Origin of the sequence: Microbulbifer sp. MLAF003, from assembly GCF_030012965.1 — a bacterium.
GTDB classification, from domain to species: domain Bacteria; phylum Pseudomonadota; class Gammaproteobacteria; order Pseudomonadales; family Cellvibrionaceae; genus Microbulbifer; species Microbulbifer variabilis.
Map to the genome: position 1 here is coordinate 2,085,883 of NZ_CP120232.1, position 22,334 is coordinate 2,108,216.

Annotated in this window: 19 protein-coding genes; 14 read left to right on the top strand and 5 right to left on the bottom strand. The window is 48.2% G+C overall.

Features of this window, described 5'->3' with window-relative positions:
• The first annotated feature begins 102 nt into the window (after nucleotides 1-102).
• From P3339_RS10185 to P3339_RS10220, 8 genes are all read left to right on the top strand, one after another.
• Nucleotides 103-708 carry a hypothetical protein gene (locus P3339_RS10185; protein ID WP_282953300.1) on the top strand — a complete coding sequence of 202 codons (606 nt, stop codon included), beginning with the start codon at nucleotides 103-105 and terminating at the stop codon, nucleotides 706-708.
• Nucleotides 709-795: 87 nt separating this feature from the next.
• Nucleotides 796-1,803, top strand: coding sequence for a hypothetical protein (locus P3339_RS10190; protein WP_282953301.1), 1,008 nt, complete (start codon nucleotides 796-798; stop codon nucleotides 1,801-1,803).
• A 91-nt stretch (nucleotides 1,804-1,894) separates the two neighbouring features.
• Nucleotides 1,895-2,200 (top strand): hypothetical protein, encoded by a 306-nt coding sequence (locus P3339_RS10195; RefSeq protein WP_282953302.1) that lies wholly within the window; start codon nucleotides 1,895-1,897, stop codon nucleotides 2,198-2,200.
• A gap of 82 nt (nucleotides 2,201-2,282) precedes the next feature.
• Nucleotides 2,283-2,444: a hypothetical protein gene (locus P3339_RS10200; protein WP_282953303.1), complete on the top strand. Its 162-nt coding sequence runs from the start codon at nucleotides 2,283-2,285 to the stop codon at nucleotides 2,442-2,444.
• 736 nt (nucleotides 2,445-3,180) lie between these two features.
• Nucleotides 3,181-3,600 carry a Tse2 family ADP-ribosyltransferase toxin gene (locus tag P3339_RS10205; protein ID WP_282953577.1) on the top strand — a complete coding sequence of 140 codons (420 nt, stop codon included), beginning with the start codon at nucleotides 3,181-3,183 and terminating at the stop codon, nucleotides 3,598-3,600.
• Nucleotides 3,597-3,830 carry a hypothetical protein gene (locus P3339_RS10210; protein ID WP_282953304.1) on the top strand — a complete coding sequence of 78 codons (234 nt, stop codon included), beginning with the start codon at nucleotides 3,597-3,599 and terminating at the stop codon, nucleotides 3,828-3,830. The genes P3339_RS10205 and P3339_RS10210 overlap by 4 nt, the downstream gene beginning before the upstream one ends.
• 401 nt (nucleotides 3,831-4,231) lie before the next feature.
• On the top strand, nucleotides 4,232-4,522 hold the full coding sequence (locus P3339_RS10215; RefSeq protein WP_282953305.1) for a hypothetical protein: 291 nt from the start codon (nucleotides 4,232-4,234) through the stop codon (nucleotides 4,520-4,522).
• A 341-nt stretch (nucleotides 4,523-4,863) separates the two neighbouring features.
• Complete coding sequence (locus P3339_RS10220) at nucleotides 4,864-5,139, top strand: hypothetical protein (protein ID WP_282953306.1); 276 nt, start codon at nucleotides 4,864-4,866, stop codon at nucleotides 5,137-5,139.
• Nucleotides 5,140-5,305: 166 nt separating this feature from the next.
• On the opposite strand, the gene csrA is transcribed toward P3339_RS10220, so the two are convergent.
• On the bottom strand, nucleotides 5,306-5,494 hold the full coding sequence (gene csrA / locus P3339_RS10225; RefSeq protein ID WP_282953307.1) for a carbon storage regulator CsrA: 189 nt from the start codon (nucleotides 5,492-5,494) through the stop codon (nucleotides 5,306-5,308).
• Nucleotides 5,495-7,106: 1,612 nt separating this feature from the next.
• Between csrA and P3339_RS10230 the strand changes: the two genes are divergently transcribed.
• From P3339_RS10230 to P3339_RS10255, 6 genes are all read left to right on the top strand, one after another.
• A complete protein-coding gene (locus tag P3339_RS10230) occupies nucleotides 7,107-7,310 on the top strand; it encodes a helix-turn-helix domain-containing protein (protein ID WP_282953308.1) in 204 nt (67 codons plus the stop codon).
• 101 nt (nucleotides 7,311-7,411) lie between these two features.
• Nucleotides 7,412-8,956, top strand: coding sequence for a type I restriction-modification system subunit M (locus P3339_RS10235; RefSeq protein WP_282953309.1), 1,545 nt, complete (start codon nucleotides 7,412-7,414; stop codon nucleotides 8,954-8,956).
• Nucleotides 8,953-10,101 carry a restriction endonuclease subunit S gene (locus P3339_RS10240; RefSeq protein ID WP_282953310.1) on the top strand — a complete coding sequence of 383 codons (1,149 nt, stop codon included), beginning with the start codon at nucleotides 8,953-8,955 and terminating at the stop codon, nucleotides 10,099-10,101. The genes P3339_RS10235 and P3339_RS10240 overlap by 4 nt, the downstream gene beginning before the upstream one ends.
• A 1-nt stretch (nucleotide 10,102) precedes the next feature.
• Nucleotides 10,103-11,284, top strand: coding sequence for an AAA family ATPase (locus P3339_RS10245; RefSeq protein ID WP_282953311.1), 1,182 nt, complete (start codon nucleotides 10,103-10,105; stop codon nucleotides 11,282-11,284).
• Nucleotides 11,277-14,408, top strand: a complete 3,132-nt coding sequence (locus tag P3339_RS10250; protein ID WP_282953312.1) for a type I restriction endonuclease subunit R — start codon at nucleotides 11,277-11,279, stop codon at nucleotides 14,406-14,408. The genes P3339_RS10245 and P3339_RS10250 overlap by 8 nt, the downstream gene beginning before the upstream one ends.
• Before the next feature lie 207 nt (nucleotides 14,409-14,615).
• The gene (locus tag P3339_RS10255) at nucleotides 14,616-15,824 is read left to right on the top strand and encodes a PDDEXK-like family protein (RefSeq protein ID WP_282953313.1); all 1,209 of its coding nucleotides are present in this window, start codon (nucleotides 14,616-14,618) and stop codon (nucleotides 15,822-15,824) included.
• Between the two features lie 368 nt (nucleotides 15,825-16,192).
• On the opposite strand, the gene P3339_RS10260 is transcribed toward P3339_RS10255, so the two are convergent.
• From P3339_RS10260 to P3339_RS10275, 4 genes are read right to left on the bottom strand one after another with little or no spacing between them, the layout of a single operon-like run.
• Nucleotides 16,193-17,170 carry a PD-(D/E)XK nuclease family protein gene (locus tag P3339_RS10260; RefSeq protein WP_282953314.1) on the bottom strand — a complete coding sequence of 326 codons (978 nt, stop codon included), beginning with the start codon at nucleotides 17,168-17,170 and terminating at the stop codon, nucleotides 16,193-16,195.
• Nucleotides 17,086-19,623: a UvrD-helicase domain-containing protein gene (locus P3339_RS10265; RefSeq protein WP_282953315.1), complete on the bottom strand. Its 2,538-nt coding sequence runs from the start codon at nucleotides 19,621-19,623 to the stop codon at nucleotides 17,086-17,088. The genes P3339_RS10260 and P3339_RS10265 overlap by 85 nt, the downstream gene beginning before the upstream one ends.
• Nucleotides 19,620-20,453: a PD-(D/E)XK nuclease family protein gene (locus P3339_RS10270; protein WP_282953316.1), complete on the bottom strand. Its 834-nt coding sequence runs from the start codon at nucleotides 20,451-20,453 to the stop codon at nucleotides 19,620-19,622. The genes P3339_RS10265 and P3339_RS10270 overlap by 4 nt, the downstream gene beginning before the upstream one ends.
• Nucleotides 20,423-22,318 (bottom strand): hypothetical protein, encoded by a 1,896-nt coding sequence (locus tag P3339_RS10275; RefSeq protein WP_282953317.1) that lies wholly within the window; start codon nucleotides 22,316-22,318, stop codon nucleotides 20,423-20,425. The genes P3339_RS10270 and P3339_RS10275 overlap by 31 nt, the downstream gene beginning before the upstream one ends.
• Nucleotides 22,319-22,334: the final 16 nt, after the last annotated feature.

Here is a 22,334-nt window from a genome sequence, read left to right on the forward strand (position 1 = left end):
AGATCCAGCTGTCCCATGGTGTTTTATTTGAGTCTACTCTTCAGTCTGATAGCTCTTGCGGTTTATACTTTCAATTTAGTGGGTATCCAGAATTGCACTAATATGGAAGTAAAATTAGAAGTATTAATAGAGTTGCCAATATCAGATCAGGCTAACGATCTTAGGAAAGAATGCAGCTCGACTGCAAGAGACGAGCTACTTACAGTAAGTGGATATCGAGACTTGGTCGGATATTCAGCTGATCATCAATTTCATTCGTTAAGTAAGCTTAATGACAACAATTTGGCGCGCGCAATTGAACTGCATATATCAGATTTTGAAGTCAAAGATTGTTGCGCCTTCTTTGGCGGCTTTGCTCTAGTCATAAATGGAGTTAATAAAATATTTCCCCAATGTTGTGGGACTATAGCTGATCTTGAGTCCTGGGTGCGATTGAAGTCGGAATCCGATCTCTACATAGCCATTGAGGGGCATCCAAGTCCGCGTGCGTTTAGAAAGGGCGATAAAGTAATAATTGAGTGCATTGATGACGAGCCATTCATCCCCGCCACAGATAGAAAAATTGAGGTTGATTATCAGGCTGTGTATGAAGCGATAGGGGTGGCCGAGTCAGAGATTACCATGGTGGCTAATCGTATAGATGGTTTGGCAAGCTCAATGGGGTTGCCAAAAAATACATCTATTCACTTGCTAAGAGAGATGGCGTAGGGCATGTAATAAGAAAATACAGCGGAACTGAAACTCCGCTGATTTGAGCGTTATCAAGCCGTGAAATAGGTGCAACAGTTGAAGATAATGGAAGAGAAAGTTATTTTAGCAGTTAAGGACTTTGTGAACTCGATAAATTCGGGGAGCAAGGTTGTAGCTGATATGTCTGCATTAGTTGATGTGACGAGTCAGTTATCTCTTTCCAGTTTTGACTACTGGGAACGGTTAATACGCACTGAGTTCTCTTCAGCATTAAGAGAATCCACGCCTCCCAAGTGGAAACTTTGGTCAAAACCTAAGGAGCTGACAACTTGGCTTGACCTAATAAGTTGGGATGGTTACAAAAGAGAGAAAGCTCTACGAGCTCTTTCGGGAGGAGCGCCAAATACATTCTTTTTCTCGCTTGCCGTTCGTAGGCTGAATGATTGGGTACCTCAAGTGCGTGAGGTTGCAAGAGAAAAGCTTCCTGAGATAGCAAAATTAACTGATCCAAAATGTGTAGTTGAAGCACTATGTATTGCACTATCAAATTGGAACTCATGGGGTAGAATCAAGGAAGAAGACAAGCAGATTCTTCTTCAAATCATTTGTGAAAAAGATATAGCAGAGTCGCTTCGGCGTAAGTTAATTTCGTCTGCGTCTGGGCCCATGCCATCACTTTTTTCCCAGCTTGGGCGCACACCTATTCTTGATGAGAATTTAGAGGAAATAGCGAGATTAGCTATTCAACCTTCGGTTAGAGCTAAGGCATATCGTAGTTTATTTGAAGGCCGTATTGTATGGATGGAGGGCCGGAAATGGGAATGGACAGATATACGCTATTGTGAAGGTAGGGTAAGGCCCATCGTAGGTGAACGAAAACTAGACATCAAGCTCCCTATACTCGATTTTTTGAAATTATCATCTACTGATCGCTCGTCTATCGTTAGACGAGTTTCAGCTGAGATTTTGATACGAGAGCTGGGTAAAATTGAAGCAGTTATTGCTAAGGAGTTAGCTAACAAGTTTGCTTCAGATGAGTCTCACCCTGTATCAGAAAGGGGTAAGTTTGCGAAAAGAAAACTAGAGGGAATGGCATCTGTCAATGAGTCTTAACGAGTGTATATTGATAGACTCGCTTTCAGTTTTGCTCCAACAAGAAGGCTGTATTACTAAATGGGTAGCCATACATACAAGGTAACTTGCTATGTTTAAAGTGTTCTATAAGTTTAATGTAAAAATTATAGTTTTCATGGCGTTGACAGTTTGTTCCCACATTGCAAGCGCCTGCTTGTGTTCAGATAAACTTGCGCTTGAAAAAGGGGTTTCCGAAATTGCTACAAAGTTTCCAGCCAAAAGCGCAAAAGTTGGGGACTACAAGTTGATTGTTGATGGCAGTTTCTATTTAGTGATTCCGAAGGAAGAATCAAAGTATGGACGTGGCGGTGGTCAGCCGACTGTGAAACTACACCGTGAAAACTGTCAGGTAGTCGATATTTCACTCGCTCGCTAGTTGCATTGCCTGCTTGATTTATAAGCTCCGCCTCAGGTTCATTGGTTAACTATATTAACCTTAATTTGTTGATAGGAATTTCATGAAGCGCCAACCAAGATACGAGAAAGTAAAAAGGAATGCTGAAGGGAGAGCAAAAGAGTTGTTCAAGCCACTTCCTGAAGATATCAAGAAAGAGCTTGAAAAAGACAGTACCTTGGGTTCACCACAAAACCTAATAGATCGTATTGATGAGGAGGAGTAGGTTGAAAAACGATCAAAGTCTTCTGCTAAGTAGCTAGGTTACTTGTTCACTCTAACTTGTACTGTCTTTTCCGCTTTGTAGAGAGGTAATTCCTTGTAAGTGTGAAAAGGGTTCTATGAGCATGCCGCCCGTTACCTGAAAGATAGCTAGCTATCAATAGCGCCTCTCTGGAGCCCTATTGGGGTAGAGTCTCCTTCCTTGGAGAATTCCTTCTATTGCTTACCTTTCGATTCGCACATAGATCCCTTTACGATGGGCTGAGGGGATTTGGGGGTGTGGATGCCTATCTTTTCTTGATTGCTTTTCGCTTCCAGTACAGCAGCTAGCACACTTGTACTAGCTTATGGGATTTCGCCGGCTCGGTGCTTTATGGTCAACCTACTTACTTCGTGAAGATACTCAAGATGTGGGGGGATTCCTTACTGCGGGAGCTTGGTGAGTGATGCTTTGCGGATGGGGAGCAGTCGTAATAGTGCAGAATAGGGAAGGGTGGATATAAGTGTTCCTGAATTGATTAGCTAATATAACTTATTGAGTTTACAACTTGTTATATTTTCAATGCCAATTTTCTTATCCGGCTACTGTTGCTCTGCTCGCTATTCTACTTGGTGGGTGTCCAGAATTGCCCCTAGAGGTAAAAAGCTTAATATTTTCGAATAAGGGATCGTAAATACCAAATTTTTGTATAATTATCCTCTTCAGCCAATAGCCTTGGCGGTTTATACTTTTGTTCGGTGTGGGGCCAGGATTAATTCAGTATCTTGAAAAGGAGATCATCATGTTCCCAAAGGAGTTCTTCATTGTTCCAGAAGAGCTATTTAGGCTCGGTAATTCAACAAGCCCAAAGTTATCAAATGTTAGACCAAAGGATGTTGATACAATGGAGGTCAATGGCATTCGAGTAATTATCGCTAACGGCAAGGGTATAAGTGTTTTTGATCGGGAAGGGATTAATGAATCCCCGATGACGGGTTGGGTTTGGAGATTTCAACCAAATACTAAACCACCAATGGGCCTCAAGATGGTTCAAGATAAGGCCCATCACTATTGCATATCTCCCACCCAGAATATGCCGGTTGATAAATTTAAAGGACTTCTCGAAGAAATGGCCCTTAGCGCCACAAGAGTTTTTAAGAAAGAAGGTAGAGTGGTATGAATGACTTTCAATTAAGCCTAGTAGAATCAGAGCTCAAGATTATCCTGGAAGCGCTGATAGAAATGGAACAAAAAATGTCCAATATTTGCGAAACATCGGATAATGAAGATGAGATCGCGGATGTTGGTAATGATCTTATTGAAGTAAGGCTCCTACTAAAGCCTCTTAAAGAGAAGGCAGTTGAAAAATACGGAAAAAATATAGTTAATTTTTCACGCGAACTACTATGAGTTTACTAGGGTATTACAGTCGGCGATCAACGTTATGCGCCTCTTTATGGCGATAGTACGGTAACCAAAGTTTGATACACCAAAGTTAAATCTCTATAGAGGAAGCACGAGTGGGTGATTCCTCATAATCAGACGGGACTCAGCTTTTCGGCAAACTGGCAGCACCTCAAATCAATAAATAAGCTGAAAGCATCTAAAAACCCTGGGAAAAATGTCGACGTATTTTGGGTTTTGGAGAAGTCAGATTTGCCGCCTGATCTGAAATTTGTGCAAGATCAGAAAGATAATAGACACTACTTTCTAACCATTACGAGGAGAATGACGGCTTCTCAACTAGTCCAAAAGCTCCAGATGGTTGCTGATCGCATGAGTGTAATAAGAGATGGTACGAAGGTGATAGGGTGATTAATTATAAATTGCCCGAGGAAAAGGAGTTTCTTTTGCATTATGCAGAGTTACTCAATGATAAAAAAAGCCTCGATATAATCAAATCGGGATCTTTGGCTAATAAAGAAGAGGCCATTCACTTCGCTGAGTTTTTCTGGAGAACTGTCAGTGAGTCTAATAAGCAAGATGAAAAGCAAGGTGAGAGTAGTGAATATATCCTTGAGAAAATCATCATTACGCTGATGGCATATTTTCGTTCAGCCGGTTATGAAGATGAATGGGAAGAGGTAACTGATAAAAATTAGTGTGAACAGATTGCAGCAATGCTAGCTATGTCTTGAACTCAGCTGATCTCCCCAGTTAGTGTCGATTTTCACTTATAGAGTGTGTGCAGCTGTTTTCTAATACATTTGGAAGTAACTGTATGGCTGTGACATTTCCCATCATAGAAATAGTGTGCGCTCAAAGGTGCCACTATGATGATGAAAGAGGGGAGGAGATTTGGGTGGGATTCCCTCCATTGTGAATCTGGTCCCGCGGCCTTTCAGTGTCTACTTTTTTCTTTTGATAGGCATAATAGTATCGCTCCAACGGCAAATATGCCTCTGGATGAATTCAAGGGTCTACTTTCAAGATTGGCAATTAAATGTCAGAAGGTATTCAAAAAGCAGATTGCGTTATGACACATATAAAAGAAATGAACTCATCACTATGTGATTGGGAAACCCGGATAATACTTGAAGCAATAACTCATGAAGCTGAGCGTCTAAAGTCTATTTGTGAAAAATCTGAAGATGAGGATGAAGTGGCAGATGCTGGGAATGACTATCTAGAAGTTATTGGCCTCAAGGAACGTTTAGAAAATCAAGCAATAGAAGTTTTTGGTCAACAAATTACCAATTTCAGTAGGGAACCACTTTAGCTCTAACAAGTTATTGTGCTGATGTATTGCCCTCAATGTTGCTTGTCCGAGCAAGCATTAGCAAAACTCAGGCCCTAACTATTAGGTTACGGCTCAGCAAAGAGCTAGATTTGTTAAGTAAAGGAAGGAGGATCGTCTGGAGCCTCCCTCCTTGGGGAACCTTCCCTCAATGCCTTCCGTTGCCTACTTTTTGTTCTCTTTTGATACGTACATAAATCTCTTCACGATGGACGGGGAGGGATTTGGGGGCGCGGATGCCTATCTTTACTTGATTTCCCTTCACTTCCAGCACTGTGATCGAGACACTCGTTCCAATTCTTAGGTTCTCGCCTGTTCGGCGCTTTAGGATCAACATATTTGTTTCCTAGTGATACTCAAGCTGTGGGTGGGCACTCCTTGGTGGGGAAGCTTGGTAAGTGATACTTGGTGGAAGAGTGGGGTGGGGCGCGGGGGCGGTGGGCGCAGAATAGGAAAAGGCGGGCGCTAGGCTCCCAGAGCTTGGGGAATTGCTCCAAGCTGCTGATTGTGCTCCACTTTATTGAAGACGAGCGGGTTTCTAGCGTAGTATGCATACAGCCATCTTGATAGTGAGTTTATCAATTTGGTTAGCTGGCCCCTGGTGTTGCAGCACCTTGGGTCAGCGCCTTCTCTCTACTCTTAATTCACCTTGTGGTTCTCTTATTGATAGTGTGGACGCTTCAGAAATTTGGGGGTCTTTGGTAGAGGGCTGCGGCCGTGGAAATTTGCTTGATCGCGACCCGTCATGCAAATAGATATCTGTTAAGTTTACTCAGCCGTGACACTGAATAAAACTTAATATATTCCAATAAGAAAATTTGCGCGCCAATATTTCTCTAAGATTCTGTGCTGAAAGGCTGGTTTCCTTAATTGCTCATTGCGCTCCCGTATTTGGTGCTGATTAACGCTTTAGTCGATAGGGTTGGGGGTTATATTTTGTAATTGGTCGGTGTCCAGGATTGCTCTTTACGCTGATGGCCTACTTTCGTTTAGCCGGATATGAATAGGAAAAGGTAACTGATAAAAGTTAGTGTAAACAGATTGCAGCAACGTTAGCTATATAGTGAACTCAGCTGATCATTCCGGCTAGTGTTGATTTTTCACTTATAGAGCCTGGGAAGCTGCATTCTGATTCGTGTGGAGATAGTGTGCTCACAAAGATGCCACTATGACGATAAAAAAAGGGAGGGGGTTTGGCTGGGCTCCTGTCATTGTGAATCCGCTCTCACTGTCTCTTCTGCCCACTTTTTGTGCGTTTCGACCCTTATATGGATCTCCTTTCGATGGTAGGGAGGGAGGTTGCGGGGATTTTGGATTGCCTTTCACTTCCTGTACCGTCATTGGGATATTCATCCTGATTTCTAGCTTTTCGCCGGTTCGGCGCTATATGATCAACTTGTTTACTACCTGCTAATTCCCAAGCAGTGGGTGGGTATTCCTTTGCAGGTGAGAGCTTGGTAAATGCTGCTTACCGGTTGGGGAGTGGCTATGGTGGAGCGGAATAGGGAAGTGTGAGGGCTAGTGGCCCTAAACTGAAACTCCACTGTAACCCATTGAATTTAAAGCATTTTCATGGGCTCGGTGCCAATCTTATCATTTGGCTACTACTGCCTTGCCCATCTCGCTATTTTGTGGGTGTCCAGAATTGCACTGGTTTGTATCATCGCTTATTTACCAATTACTTCGATCCGTACGCTCTAAGAGCAGGGCGAGCAGTCTCTTTAGTATCTCGAGGTTTGCCAATATCAAATGGCAAAAGCCCATAAGTTGCTGAAAATATGCAAGCTCAAGTTCATAACTTAATCGATCCGGTGAATGATTAAACAGCGTAGACCTCACACCTATCGGCCCTTAAAAATTTAATTTCAACTCGCAAAATGCTAGTTAAATGTCAAGATTGTGATATGCTCCAGCGCTATTAATAAGACCGGACTGTTAGGGGCACAGCCATGATCCGCTGTCATCTAGCCCGTATGATGGGCGAACATAAGATGCGTATTGCCGACGTTGCCAGAGAAACGGGCCTAAGCCGTGCCACGGTGACCCTGCTCTACAAAGAAACTGCGCAGAAAATAGATCTTGAAGCCATTGAGAAGCTGTGCCTGCTGTTTGAGTGTGAGGTGGGTGACATGCTTGAGCTGGCACAAACCTAAATAGCACCGCCGTAAAGACTAATTATTAGCCAGCAATCACCTTGATAGTCGCTGGCAAAAGCCTACAGCAGGCTGATTGTAATAGAGATAGGAACAACACAATGACAAGTTTACAACAGCGCGCCGCTCTGCATCGCCAAATCTGGGCGATTGCCAACGATGTCCGTGGCGCGGTAGACGGCTGGGATTTTAAGCAGTATGTACTGGGCGCCCTGTTTTACCGGTTTATCAGCGAGAATTTCACTGATTATATTACAGGGGGCGATAGCAGCGCCGATTACGCTGCCATGGATGATGGCGATCAAAGAATCGCCAATGTAAAAGAAGATGCTGTAAAAACCAAGGGCTATTTCATTTATCCTAGCCAGCTGTTTACTAACGTCGCCGCCAGTGCCAATACCAATGAAAGCCTGAATACCGATCTGGCAAAAATCTTTAATGATATTGAGGCCTCGGCCAATGGCTACCCCTCCGAAGGTGATATCAAAGGCCTGTTTGCCGATTTCGACACTACCAGCAACCGCTTGGGCAATACGGTAAAGGATAAAAACAAGCGTCTGGCGGATGTGCTTAAAGGCGTTGCGGGTTTAGAACTCGAGAGCTTTGAAGATAATCAAAATGACCTCTTTGGCGACGCCTATGAGTTTTTGATCTCAAACTATGCCGCCAATGCGGGTAAATCTGGGGGTGAGTTTTTCACCCCGCAGCACGTCTCCAAGCTCATCGCCCAGCTGGCCATGCATAAGCAAACCAGTGTCAATAAAATCTATGATCCAGCCGCAGGCTCCGGCTCGTTGCTGTTACAGGCCAAAAAGCACTTCGATAACCATATTATCGAAGATGGCTTCTATGGCCAGGAGATCAATCACACCACCTACAACCTGGCCCGCATGAATATGTTCCTGCACAACATCAACTATGACAAGTTCGATGTACAGCTGGGCAACACCCTGATTGACCCGCACTTTGGGGATGAAAAACCCTTCGACGCTATCGTCTCTAACCCGCCATACTCGGTGAAATGGGTGGGTAGCGATGATCCTACTCTGATCAATGACGACCGCTTTGCCCCAGCAGGTGTATTAGCCCCCAAATCCAAGGCAGATTTTGCCTTTGTGCTGCATGCCCTCAGCTACCTCTCTAGTAAGGGCCGCGCCGCCATAGTCTGCTTCCCCGGTATTTTTTACCGCGGTGGTGCCGAACAGAAAATTCGCAAATACCTGGTGGATAATAACTATGTGGAAACAGTGATCTCGCTGGCCCCCAACTTGTTTTATGGCACTACGATTGCCGTGAATATCCTGGTGCTGGCGAAGAACAAAACCGACACCAATACCCAGTTTATCGATGCCAGTGGCTTGTTTAAAAAAGAGACCAATAACAATGTTCTTACAGGTGATCACATCAAGCAGATCATGGCGGTGTTCGATAGCAAAGAGGATGTCGATCACCTGGCCAAGTCGGTAGCTTCTGAAAAGATTGCCGGGAATGATTACAACCTGTCTGTCAGCAGTTATGTAGAAGCTGAAGATACCCGTGAAGTGATTGATATTTCAGCGCTCAATGACGAACTGAAAACCACCGTGGAAAAAATCGATCAGCTTCGCTCGGAGATTGATGGGATTGTGGCGGAGATTACGGTATGAGTCAGTTGGGGTTTATGGAAAAGCTGCTGGATGGTGCTGTGGTGGAGTGGCGACCGTTAGGGAGTGTAGCTGAAATTGGAACTGGCAGCCATGATACGAAGGATGCTATTGACGATGGCAGCTATACATTCTATGCACGAGGTCGTGAGCCGCTGAAGCTAAATGATTTCGATTTTGACGAAACTGCTATCATCACTGCTGGAGATGGTGTTGGAGTTGGGAAAGTATTTCACTACGCACAGGGTAAATATGCGCTTCATCAGAGAGCGTATCGTATTGCTCCATCTGAGGCTTTAAACCCAAAATATTTATATCATTATATAGTTGCAAACTTTTATCCTTACATAAAAAAGACATCGGTGCACGCTTCGGTAACTTCGCTTAGAAGACCAATGTTTTTAAAGTTTCAGATACCCATCCCCTGCCCAGATAACCCCGAGAAATCACTGGCCGTTCAGTCCGAAATCGTCCGTATCCTAGACGCATTTACCACCATGACCACCGAGCTGACCACCGAGCTTAGCTTGCGAAAAAAGCAATACAACTTCTATCGTGATAAGTTGTTTAGCTTTGAGGAAGGGGGCGTTGAATGGAGGACGTTGGGGGAATTGGCAGAAAATCACGATTCCAAGAGAAAGCCAATCAAGAGCGGCTTGAGGGAAGCTGGCAGTATTCCCTACTACGGCGCGTCAGGCATTGTCGATTATGTGAAAGGCTACATTTTTGATGGTGACTTTCTGCTCATATCTGAAGATGGCGCGAATCTATTGGCGCGTAATACTCCAATAGCGTTCAGTATCAGTGGCAAGACCTGGGTGAATAATCATGCCCACGTACTTAAATTCAATACTTATGCTGAGAGAAGGTATGTTGAGTACTATCTAAATAGTATTGACCTAACGCCCTATATATCAGGTGCCGCTCAGCCAAAGCTAAATAAAAAGAATTTGGAAAGTATCAGAATTCCAAGCCCGTCACTTGAAGAAAAAGAGTACATCGTTACTGTTCTTGATAAATTTTATGCATTAACCAGCTCTATGAGCGAAGGCCTCCCCCGCGAAATCGAATTGCGCCAAAAGCAATACGAGTATTACCGCGATTTACTGTTGAGCTTCCCGAAGCCGGACGCGGAGGTGGCGGCCTGATATGAGCAAGACGTTAACGGAAATTGCCGAGCAATTAAGAGGCGCTGACAAAAAAGTGCAGTTAATCTATGCCTTCAATGGTACGGGTAAAACACGCTTGTCCAGAGAATTCAAAGAGCTATTAGCGTCAGAAATGAACAGTGAGGGAGAGACTGTTCAGCAATCAGAGCTGGCTCGCAAAAATGTTCTCTACTATAACGCTTTCACAGAAGATTTGTTCTACTGGGATAACGACTTGGAAGGGGATGAGGATAGAAAGCTTAAGATTCATCGTAACGCCTTTACTAAATGGGTACTAGAAGATCAGGGTCAAGCTCCAACTATCATTGATCATTTTCAGAGGCTGACGAATAGTAATGTAGAACCTCTGTTTAGTGCCGATTATTCAGAGATTTCATTTACAGTAAGAGATGATGAGGGAGGTCAACCCATAAAGATCTCTAAAGGTGAAGAAAGTAATCTGGTTTGGAGTATATTTTACAGTTTCCTAGAGCTGGTTATAGAGGAGTTAGACAGCTCTGAAGATGAGAGAAGTAGTACTGATTTTAATAACTTACGTTATGTTTTCATTGATGATCCTGTAAGCTCTCTCGATGACAATCATCTAATTGAGCTTGCGGTTGATTTGGCGAAATTAGTTAAGTCCTGTACTGCGGGATTAAAATTTATCATCACGACGCATAATCCACTTTTTTATAATGTCCTCTCAAATGAATTTAATAACAAATTATCCATAGACCCAAATGCTGAGACAATCGAGTGGGCATATAAGCCTCGAGAATCTGAAAAATCCCGTTTGGATAAGAATTCCGATGGGACCTTTGACCTCACGACACTAGATAGAAAAACACCATTTTCATACCACTTGCTATTACTTTCTGAGATTAGAGAGGCTATTAGTAGTGATCAAATAAAAAAATACCACTTTAACTTCCTTAGAAATATCCTTGAGAAAACTACAACCTTTTTAGGGCACGATAAATGGGAAAATCTTCTTCCTACAGTAGAAGATGGTACCCCAGACCCTTTTGCGAACAGGATTCTTAACCTTTCTAGTCACTCTGCGCATGCTGGTGAAGAAACAGGCGAAGTTGAAGCAAATGATAAAGCTAAGTTGGAAGAACTCGTTAATTTCTTGAGCAGTGAATATGGATTCTGGAGGCAGGAAGCACAAAGTGACTGATTACAAAACTATCGCCGAATCGAATAACTTTATCGTACTGGATAGGTACAGCAAAGAATGGCAGATAGCTGAAAACTACCAGAGCGAAGATGACCTGGAACGGGAGCTGATTCAGGACCTGGTCAATCAGGGCTATGAATACCTGCAAGGCTTGAATAACCCCGAGGCCATGCTGGCCAATGTGCGTGAGCAGCTGCAAAGCCTAAACAGCGTGCAGTTTGAAGATGGCGAGTGGGCACGCTTTGTAGAGGCTTACCTGGATAAGCCTAGCGATACCATCGTTGATAAAACCCGCAAGGTTCACGATGACTATATTTATGATTTCGTTTTTGACGATGGCCAGATTAAAAACATTTACCTGCTGGATAAAAAGAACATAGCCCGCAACAAGGTGCAGGTAATCAAGCAGTTTGAGCAAATCGGTAGTCATGCCAACCGCTATGATGTGACTATTCTGGTCAACGGCTTGCCGCTGGTGCAGGTGGAGCTGAAAAAGCGTGGCGTAGCAATTCGTGAGGCCTTTAATCAGATTCACCGATACAGTAAAGAGAGTTTTAATAGCGATAACTCACTGTATAAATACTTACAGCTATTTGTGATCTCTAATGGGACCGATAGCCGTTATTTTGCCAATACTACCAAGCGCAATAAAAACAGCTACGATTTCACCATGAATTGGGCAAAGTCAGACAATAGCCTGATTAAGGACCTAAAAGATTTTACCGCTACCTTCTTCCAGAAAAACACTCTACTAAATCTACTGCTACATTACTCGGTACTTGATGTCAGTGATACGCTGCTGGTGATGCGCCCCTACCAGATTGCCGCTACTGAGCGTACTTTATGGAAGGTGAAGAGTTCATTCGAGAGTAAAAACTGGAGTAAACCAGAAAGTGGTGGCTATATCTGGCATACCACAGGATCAGGCAAGACATTAACCAGCTTTAAAGCGGCACGCTTAGCTACAGAGCTGGATTTTATCGACAAGGTCTTCTTTGTCGTAGACAGAAAAGACCTCGACTTCCAGACCATGAAGGAGTACCAGCGCTTCTCACCCGATAGCGTCAATGGCTCTGATAGTACTGCTGGCCTCAAACGAAACTTGGACAAAGATGACAACAAGATTGTTGTTACCACAATCCAGAAACTCAATAACCTGATGAAGTCGGAAGCTGAGCTTTCTATCTACAGCAAGCAGGTGGTGTTTATATTCGATGAGTGTCACCGTAGCCAGTTTGGTGAGGCGCAGAAAAACCTAAATAAGAGGTTCAAACGCTTCTATCAGTTTGGCTTTACCGGCACCCCGATCTTCCCGCAGAACGCCTTGGGGGCTGAAACCACGGCAAGTGTCTTTGGCCGGGAATTACACTCCTATGTTATTACCGATGCTATCCGTGATGAAAAAGTGCTTAAGTTCAAGGTGGACTACAACGATGTGCGGCCAAAGTTCAAGCATATAGAAACCGAGCAGGACGAGAAGAAGCTGACCGCCGCTGAGAATAAAGAAGCGCTACAGCATCCGGAGCGTATTCGTGAGATATCTCAGTACATCCTGAACAACTTTCGCCAGAAAACCCATCGCCTGTTGGCTAATGCCAAAGGCTTTAATGCCATGTTTGCGGTGAACAGCGTCGATGCTGCCAAGCTGTATTATGAGACTTTGAATCAATTGCAAGTCGGCAGTGACAGACCGCTAAAAATCGCCACTATTTTTTCCTACACCGCCAATGAAGAGCAGGACGCGGTAGGCGATATTCAGGATGAAGGCTTTGAAACTACGGACATGGATAGCAGTGCCAAGGAGTTTCTTGCCAAAGCGGTGAATGACTATAACAGCTTCTTTAAAACCAGCTTTAGCATAGACAGCAAAGGCTTTCAGAATTATTACCGTGACCTCGCCAGGCGTGTAAAGGGTGAGGATTCTCAAGGCAATAAGCTAAAGCCCGAAGAGAAAGTTGACCTACTGGTTGTTGTCGGCATGTTTTTGACTGGCTTCGATGCGCCGACGCTTAATACTTTGTTTGTCGATAAAAACCTGCGTTATCACGGCCTGATGCAGGCATTTTCACGCACTAATCGTATTTATGATGCGACAAAAACCTTCGGCAATATCGTCACCTTCCGCGATCTGGAAAAGGCGACCGTCGATGCCATTACTTTATTTGGTGATAAAAACACCAAAAATATTGTGTTGGAGAAGAGTTACCAGGAATACATGGAAGGTTTTACCGATGTGGTCACCGGTGAAGCACGCCGCGGGTTTATGGATGTGGTGTGCGAGCTAGAGCAGCGCTTTCCCGGCCCATCGGGGATTGAAAAAGAGTCGGATAAAAAAGCCTTTGCCAAACTCTTCGGTGAATACCTGAGGGTAGAAAATGTACTGCAAAACTATGATGAGTTTGCCAGCCTGAAAGCGCTGCAAAACGTGGATATTAATGACCCTGAGGCAGTTGAAGCCTTTAAGGCCGAACATTATCTGGATGATGAGAAGCTGGCCGAATTGCAAACAATACGTCTTCCTGCCGATCGCAAAATCCAGGATTACCGTTCTACCTACAATGACATACGGGACTGGCAGCGTCGCCAGAAATCAGCCAAAGAGAAAGAAAAATCCACTATCGACTGGAATGACGTGGTGTTTGAGATAGATCTGTTGAAGTCTCAGGAGATCAACCTGGACTACATCTTGGAACTCATCTTTGAACATAACAAAAAAACCAAAAGTAAAGCTGATCTGGTTGATGAAGTGCGCCGGGTTATCCGTGCCAGCCTTGGCAACCGTGCCAAAGAAAGCCTACTGGTGGATTTTATCAATCAGACCGATCTTGATTCTGTGGGGGATAAAGCCGGTGTTATTGAAGCTTTCTTCGCCTTTGCCCAGGCTGAGCAACAGCGAGAAGCTGAAGACCTGATAGATGCAGAGGGACTGAATCAAAAAGCTGCGAAGCGCTATATCGTGAATTCTCTAAAGCGGGAGTATGCAAGCGATGCAGGTACCGAGCTCAATGATATTCTACCCAAGATGAGCCCATTAAACCCACAGTACCTGACTAAAAAGCAAAGTGTATTCCAGAAGATCGCTGCGTTCGTCGAGAAGTTTAAGGGTGTGGGCGGTCAGGTGTAATCAAGGGGGAGAGCGGAGGTAAATCAACCACCTGATGTGATTCTTAGTAGCATGGACTTCATCTGTCAGGTCTGCACAATAAATTTAGAGGTAATTTTTCAGCTAACAACTTGAAATGTATCCCGAGCTTTGGGGTTGACTAATTGTCAGCCGTTAAGCCGTAAACCAGTTTATAGATACGTTGATACCTATTGACAAGGAAAGCTAATGTCTGAAAACAATAAGGAAGTAAAGAAAACAATAGATGCATTTCTGGTAGATAATCAGGAACTGGAAGCACTCACAGCCAAGCTGTCCGAATTCAACCTATTCAATATACTAAAGGCCGACAAATCGGAGTTGCGGCACAGCAATATCCTTGCCTGGTTACTGGACCCTAAGGGGGAGCACGGCTTTAGTGATCGCTTCCTGAGGCGCTTCATATCCAAACTTCTAATGGAAAACGAAAATCCGGAAGTTGATCTAGGTCCGGCTCAGGTAGAGCTAATGAGCCTAGATGATGCCGTTGTCTATCGTGAATGGAAGCATATCGATGTGTTGGTGAAGAGTGAGGCCAATAAGCTCTGTTTACTGATTGAGAACAAAATTAAGAGCCGCGAATCTTTAGGGCAACTCAACCGCTATAAAAAAATTGTTATGGATGAGTACCCAGATTTTAAAGTGATACCAATACTGCTCACCTTGGACGGGGATGATCCTTCCGAGGCAGGCAGTGAGGCGGGCTTTATCGGATTGAGTCATGGCCATGTATTGGAGCTATTGGTGACATTGTCTCAGCAGTATGAATCCAGAATGACGGACGATGTGAAGGTCTTTTTGGACCATTATGTAAAGGTATTAAGGAGACTGCTTATGCAGGACGAGGAGCTGTCGTCGCTTTGCAAAGCGATATATAGAAAGCACCGCGAGGCCATCGACATGATCGTCCAGTATGGCATCGAGAACCGTGTCTTGGATGTATGCCAAGAAACCATGGAAAACATATTGGAATGTAACACCACTGTTGCTAGAGGACGTGTTTGGTTTATCCCAGAAGAAATGAAGGTCTGCCAGGAACCACAACTATCCGGTTGGAGTTTTCTGGAAGAGCGTTATCCCATTCAATGGTGGTTCTATCATAGGAAGAAGAATGGTAAGTTGCAGCTGACACTAGAGGTTGGTCCGATGGACGACTCGGAGAAACGCATTGCATTACTATCCGCATTACGAGATGGCGGCTTCAAGATTGGAGAGAAGGGTTTTAGGCAAGAGGCTAAATATACCCGTATATCCACTATCACCAAACCGCTTAAAGTCAATGAGGAGGGTGGCATTGAGGATGAGGATAAGTACGTAGCGAAAATGGTGAAAGATATGTGGGAAAAGGCTTGGATGGAAAATAAGTCAATTGTAGGCTTACTTAGTAGCTTCGAGTGATGAACTTACCCTTAGAAAAAATGCAGTGGCGACGCTTGCCATTCCCAATGGCACAAATCAGAAGTAGAACGCGGCTTGTCCTCGTCCGTTAATAACGCTAGACGAGCGGTAAGTCTTGATTATGGCTAAACAATCTACTGAGTCAGATTAGGCGATGTTCTTATAGGAAGTTTAACACTGACTAGTTCAGCCCTACTGTAACGGGGTAGTGGAAGACATAGGTAATAATTATAACCTCACCAAGGCTGCTAATCGTTGTCTTGGTGAGGTTCCAGACTGTTTAGATCAGAGGGTTTATAGCTTCGCTCTGTACCATACTAATTACGGGTGTAAATAATCTCCTTAATCCAACTCCACCAACCTCTGCATCAATGGAAAATACAGCGCACACCGAATATTCCGCTCCCCCGCGCATAGAAAAGCTTGCGGTAATTCTCCAGCTGATTCCGATACTGCTCCAGTTGAGCCGCAATAAACTCTTCCTGGCTTTCCTCACCACTGGGCTCAGCCGTTTTGTAATCGACAATCCAACGGGTGCCTTCGTTATCGATAAAAGTGCGGTCCACAATGGAGCGCCGTAACTGTCGGCCACCGCTGTGGAGTTCCAGTTCGCAGGCAGATTCTCTTAGTGAGCCATCCAATAGCCAACGGCCGGTGGGGCAGTTGAGGCTATTGCGTACGGCGATTTCCACTTTCTCGGCGGCACGGTCCAGGCTGGTGGCGGATAGCCCCAATTGCTTTAGTCGCAGTTGCCATAGGGGGCGTTGGGCTTCCAGTTTGCTAGGTGTCCAGTCGTTGATATTGGTCTCGGCAATGGTGGCGAGGGTTTCGTGGGCTACGGTGCCGGCGTGTTTGAGCCAGCGCAAGGCTACCTGGCCCAGTTCGGGAATATTGTCTTCTTCCTCAGTTTTGGGTTGGTAGTCTGGCATGCGGTATTGGGCCAGCCATTCCTGCCGGGGCATGGCCTGGGGTTTCCATTGGTTGGGCAGGCGCAGTAGGTAGTTGTGATCTCTGCTAGCTTCGTCCTGGTTTAGCAGGGGTGCTTCTGCTTCCAGCCAGTGACACCAGTCGCTTTCCTGATGGTGCAAAACACTGGGCCAGATGCCGGCGAGTAGGGCGGCGCTACCGGGGGCTTTTAGGTGGCCCTTTTTTTCATCCCGGTTGATGCAGGCCAAAAGATGCAGAGAGCGGATGGCTCGGGTGCAGCCTACATACAGCAGGCGGGTGCCTTCCAGGCGTTCGCGCTCGCTGTTGTCGTGCTTCAGGTATTCAAAAACCGGGTCGCGGCCGCCGCGTGCATTTTGGGGGCGAGCAGAAAGCGGCTTTCGCCTTCGCGGCTGAGCCATTCGCTCCAGCGCAGCAGTTGGTCGCTGCCGGGTTTGCCGCCCTGGTCCAGGCCTGGGATCAGTACGTGTTCGAACTCCAGCCCTTTGGATTTGTGAATGGTCATCACCTGCACTTTGGCATCCTGGGCGGGGCGGGCGTAGAGCTGTTCCAGGGCGAGGGTGAATTGTTGCCAGTCGGTAATGGCTCCGCCGGTATCGAAGGCTTCTAATAATTGCAGAAAATCCTGCACATTATTCAGGTCGGATTTTTGCGCTACGGTGGCGGGGCCGCCCAGTTCCAGCCAAAGGCCTTCAATCCAGGTGCGCAGGGGTTTGCGGCCGCGCTGTTGCCAGGCGAGCAGCAGTTTGGGAGCCACTTGGGCCAGGCGTGTGCGCCCTTCATCGCTGAGCAGGGCGATATCGTCCACTTCCTGCAAGGCCATTAATAGTGGGCGCGCGCTGGTATCGGTTACGGTGATATCCCCATTGCCCCAGTTGGCCAGGGTGTAAAGGTCTGACAGTTGCAGTCCGCACCAGGGGGCGCGGAGTACGGCCAGCCAGCTGATTCGGTCGCTGGGGTCGAGCAGGGCGCGGGTGAGGCTGAGTAAATCCAACACCACCATTTTACTGGCAAGCGGCGCCAGCTCTGGGGCCTGGAAGGCGATATTGGCAGTACTTAGGGCCGGCAGAATTTTTTGCAGGTGTTTTTTCTTGCGCACCAAAATGGCGATGCGGCTTTCCGGATCTTGCGCTTGTAATTGCTGCACCAGTTCAACCGCTTGGGTGGCTTCGCGATTGCGGTCTTCGTCATCGATGCAGCCGTAAAAATTGACCGAGGGCTCGGCCCATTTGCTGCCTTTAAACGCTTCGGATTGCAGATAGCGCACAGCGCCGCGACCGATATTGTCCGCTTGCGGAAAAGCCCTTTGGAAAGTCTCGTTGACCCAGTTCACCACCGCGCTTTCGGAGCGGAAATTTACCTGGAGGTCGAGGGCTTCCAGGGGCACTTCACCGATACCGCGTTCGCGCGCATCCAGGAAAATACCCACGTTGGCATTGCGGAAGCCGTAACAGGATTGCATGCCGTCGCCGACAATAAATAGGGTGCGGCCGTCTCCCTGCTGCCAGCCGGCAGTGAGTTTTTCCAGCAGTTGTAGCTGGGTATGGGAGGTGTCCTGGAACTCGTCCACAAGAATATGCTGGGTTTGCAGGTCCAGTTTCAGCGCCAGGTCTGTGGGGTTATCGCTATCGCCCAGGGCGATCAGTGCAGCTTGGGCCACTTCGGTATAGTCGGTGGCGCCCAGCTGCTGGAATACTAGTTTTAATTCTGCGACCAATTTGGGCAGTACCTGGGCGAGCCCTTGCAGCAGTTGCCACTGGCTCTGTTGCAGTCCGCTGGGGAGCTTGCCCACTTCCCGCAGGGCGGAGAGCAGTGGTTCGTTGCCGGCCAGTTCCGCCAGCAGGTCTTTCATGCGCTGTTTGTATTCTTCGGCGATGGGGCGCTCGGGATCTTTTTTATCCGGCAAGCCAAAGCCGAGTTTTTTATTGATGCCGCCGCCTTTGCGCAGATCACCGGTGGTGGTGAGGAGTAGGCTGCCGAGTGCGAGCCAGGCGGGCAGGCCGCTGCTGTTTGCGCTGGGGAAATCGTCCAATTCGGCGAAGAGGCACAGGCCGTGGCTGGGGTTTTCCTTTTGTAAATTGCTGCCGGCATAACTGGCTAGCTCCAGCAGTTCCCCGGCGTAACTGCCGAGGGCTGTGGTGAGGTCTTGCAGCTTTTCTGCTACCAGTTCGTCGATAACAAAATGAAAATAGTCCTGGGCTCCGTCGAAGTTGACGCTCAAGAGTGGGCCGAGCCATTGCTCGCGCTTATCCAGCAAAATACGCAGCAATTTATTGAGCTGGCCCAGGTCGTTGTCCAGGTGGAGCAGTAGTTGCTGTAGGTCTGCGTCTGGGGTTTCGCCATCGAGGTGTTTGAGCAGGTTCACCACGGCCAGTTCGAAGGCAATTTGGGTGCGCTCCAGGGGTTCACCCGGTGCGCCCAGGCCGCTTTCGATTGGCAGTTGGCTGGCGAGGCTGCGGCAGAGGCCGTCGATGGTTTGAATACGCAGGCGCTGGGGTGTTTGCAGCAGTTCCCATTCCAGTTCGCGATCCCGCTCCAGCAGGGCGCGGGCCAAATCCCAGGTGATGGCATCGTGGGGGTTATCTGGCCGGGCTTGATCGCGGGCGTTGTGCAGGGCGTCGATCAGGCGCTCGCGCATTTCACCGGCAGCTTTGCGGGTGAAGGTAATGGCCAGCACTTCTTCCGGCTGCTGGCAGGCGGCGAGCAACTTTAATACGCGCTGGGTGAGCAGGCCGGTTTTACCGGAGCCCGCCGGGGCAGATACAGCAAAGCTGCGGTTGATATCCAGGGCTTGGCTGCGGGCGTCGGCATCAATGGGGCGGCGCAGGGCGGGAGTGGTCACGACTTCGTTCATTCGGTTATTTGCTCCCTTTCCGGCCAGCGGTTTAGGGGCCAGAGTTCACTGTTGTTATCGGTGGGGCGATCAAAGGCGAGGGTGGCTACACCACTGCGATATTCTGTGGCGAGGGATTCCAGGCTGTAGCGCCAGTGCTCCACCAGATTGCTCCAGGTGCCGTAGGGGGATTCCTTTTCGGTATCGCCCACGGCTTTAATGCCGGTGATGGGGTGCTCCAGGTCTCCGCAGCCATTCCATTTGCAGTCGCCGTTGCGCACCTGGCCGAAGGCGATGGCGTGGGCGTCCGGTTGGAAGAGGGCGTAGAGCGGCAGCTGGGGTTCGCGGATGCGCTGGGTAAGCCAGTCGCGAATACTGGGAATACCGGTTTTGTAATCAATTACCAGTTGCTCGCCGCTGGCGAGTTGATCCAGCCGGTCCAGGCGCAGGTTAAAGTGCAGTCCTCCGATTTCCACGGCTTGTTCCCATTCGACTTTTTCTACGGAGAAATTGGGCCTGTCCAGTTCGACGGACAGCCATTGTTGCAGCAGGCGCTCCAGGCGCTGCTTTTCCATGGCCCAAAATCCGATCGGCAGGTGATTGTATTTTTTGCGCACACTGCCGAGGGAGCGCTCCACTGCGCGTTCGATTTGCGCTTGGCGTTGCTCGTCGTCCATGGCTTGCAGTTGTGTGAGGGTGCCGCACTGTTGCCAGAATTCCGCCAGTACCTGGTGCACCACATTACCGCGCTCGGCGGGGCCAAGGCCGATATCCGGTTGGGTAAAACTGCTGGCGCCAAGGCGGAAGCGCAACTGCGCATTTAACGGGGACAGGGCTTGGGCCTTGAGCACCGAAGCTCCACCGCGCACCCGTTCGCATTCGGCGGGGGTGAGAGGCGGTAGCTTTTGTCTTCGATTTTTTCCAGCTGACAGGCTTGCGCCAGTTGGCTGTAGTGATTGTGCAGGGCGCCTTCGGCAAAGTGCTGGGCTTGTTGCGGGCTTTCAAACAAGCTGCTCAGGCCTTGCTGCACACCGTCTTCTTCGCAGGTGTAACTCACGACGATATCGCCGCTGGCATTCTGCAGGTCGGCGGTGAGTTCGCGGGCTAGCTCCAATTCCCGCTCGGCACTGGCGCGGGGCATCTTCCAGTGTTTTTGCCATTGAATTGGCAGCAGCGGATTGGGCGCCGGTGCCGGCGGCCATTGCTGTTGGCCGAAACCGACCAGGCGCAGGTGATCGAAGGCGAGGCCGCCGGCTTCAAGTACCCCGAGAATTTGCAGGGGGCCATCGCGGGTTTCCGCTTGGAAGGGGGTGCGGCTGGCAATCTGACGCAGCAATTGTAGGGCCTGGGTGAGGGTAAGGTTGCCACCGCAGGCGCTGAGCGCGGCGAACTCTTCCAGGATGGATTCCCACTGCATCAGCTGCTGGTATTCCTGGCTGTCCGGGTTGCGGCTGCCGGGCCAATTTAATGCGCTAAGGGTTTCGGAAAAGCGCGCGGCCCAAATTTCTGCGGGGGCTCGCTGCCATCGCCGGGCGCGTTCGGCCATTTGTTCCAGTTGGCGGGGCAGTTGCGGTGATTCCAAGTGGAGGACTTCTGCGGTGCGTTCGGCCCAGTAGCGCAGGGTTGCGCCGTCGATGCGGCGAAGTTCCAGTTTTTGTAAACGGCGGAACAGGGCGCTGCGCAACCAGGTTTCACTGTCGTCGCCCCAGAAAGGGCTGAACAGGATGTTTTGCAATTGGGGGTAATCCCATTCGTCTTGCAGTAGCGATAGCAATTGTAAGGCGGCGCTGCCGACCGGTGTCTGTGCCAAGGGCGTACCGGCAGAGAAGTTAAACGGCAGTGTATAGCGCGGTTGCTGGGGGTCCAGGTATTGGGGTTCGAGCTCGCGGGAAAATACCGCTTCCACCTGGGCGCGGCACTGGCCCAGATTATTCACCACTATGCCAACACTGTGGCCGGGGTTTTCGGCGAGCTTTTGCCCGGCCCAAAGGGCCGCCTGATAGAGTTCTTCATCCAAATCGGCGCAGGCGGCTACGGATAATTCACTCTGCTGGGTGAGTCCCGGCCTTTCATTAACGGCTGTTGCACCTGCGTGAATCAGGGCATTGGCGAGGGGCGAAATCTGGGCGAAGCCGGCGGTATCAATTTGCTCGACGGGTTCCAGAATGCCTTCCTGGAATGCGCGCAGGATCAATTGATCGCGCTGGTCTGGGGTGATGGCGCTGTGGGCCTGAAGCTCAGTGGCAAAGGCTTTGATCATGGCGCATAGCGGCAGTTCGTCGCTGCGCATAGAGAGTGCGAACTGTTCCAGTAGGGGAGTTAGCGCTTCATCTATTTGCGATAGATCGGAGATCAGCTGCCATTGGAGCAGCTGCGCCAGGGCGCTATCGGCATCCCGGCATAGTTGCTGGCTGTTGAGCAGTTGCCGGTCCAAGGACTCATCCAGGGCGCGCTGCCAGAGTAACTGCCGCTGCTCGCGATTCAATACCTGCTGCAAGGCGGGCTGCCAGTTGCGCTGTTGCAGCTGGAACCAGAGTTTGTCCAGCCAGCTGCGCAGGGATTCCACCGGCGGCGGCATCCAGCAGGCACCGGGCGACTGCTGCGCGGCAAACACCTGTTGGCAGCGGTTGCGCAAACGGTTGTTGGGGGTGAGCAGCAGTCCTCCGGGGGGCAGCTGCGCAAATATTTCGAGAGCGGGAAATGCCGGCTTCAGCATGAATTCGGGTACCGGT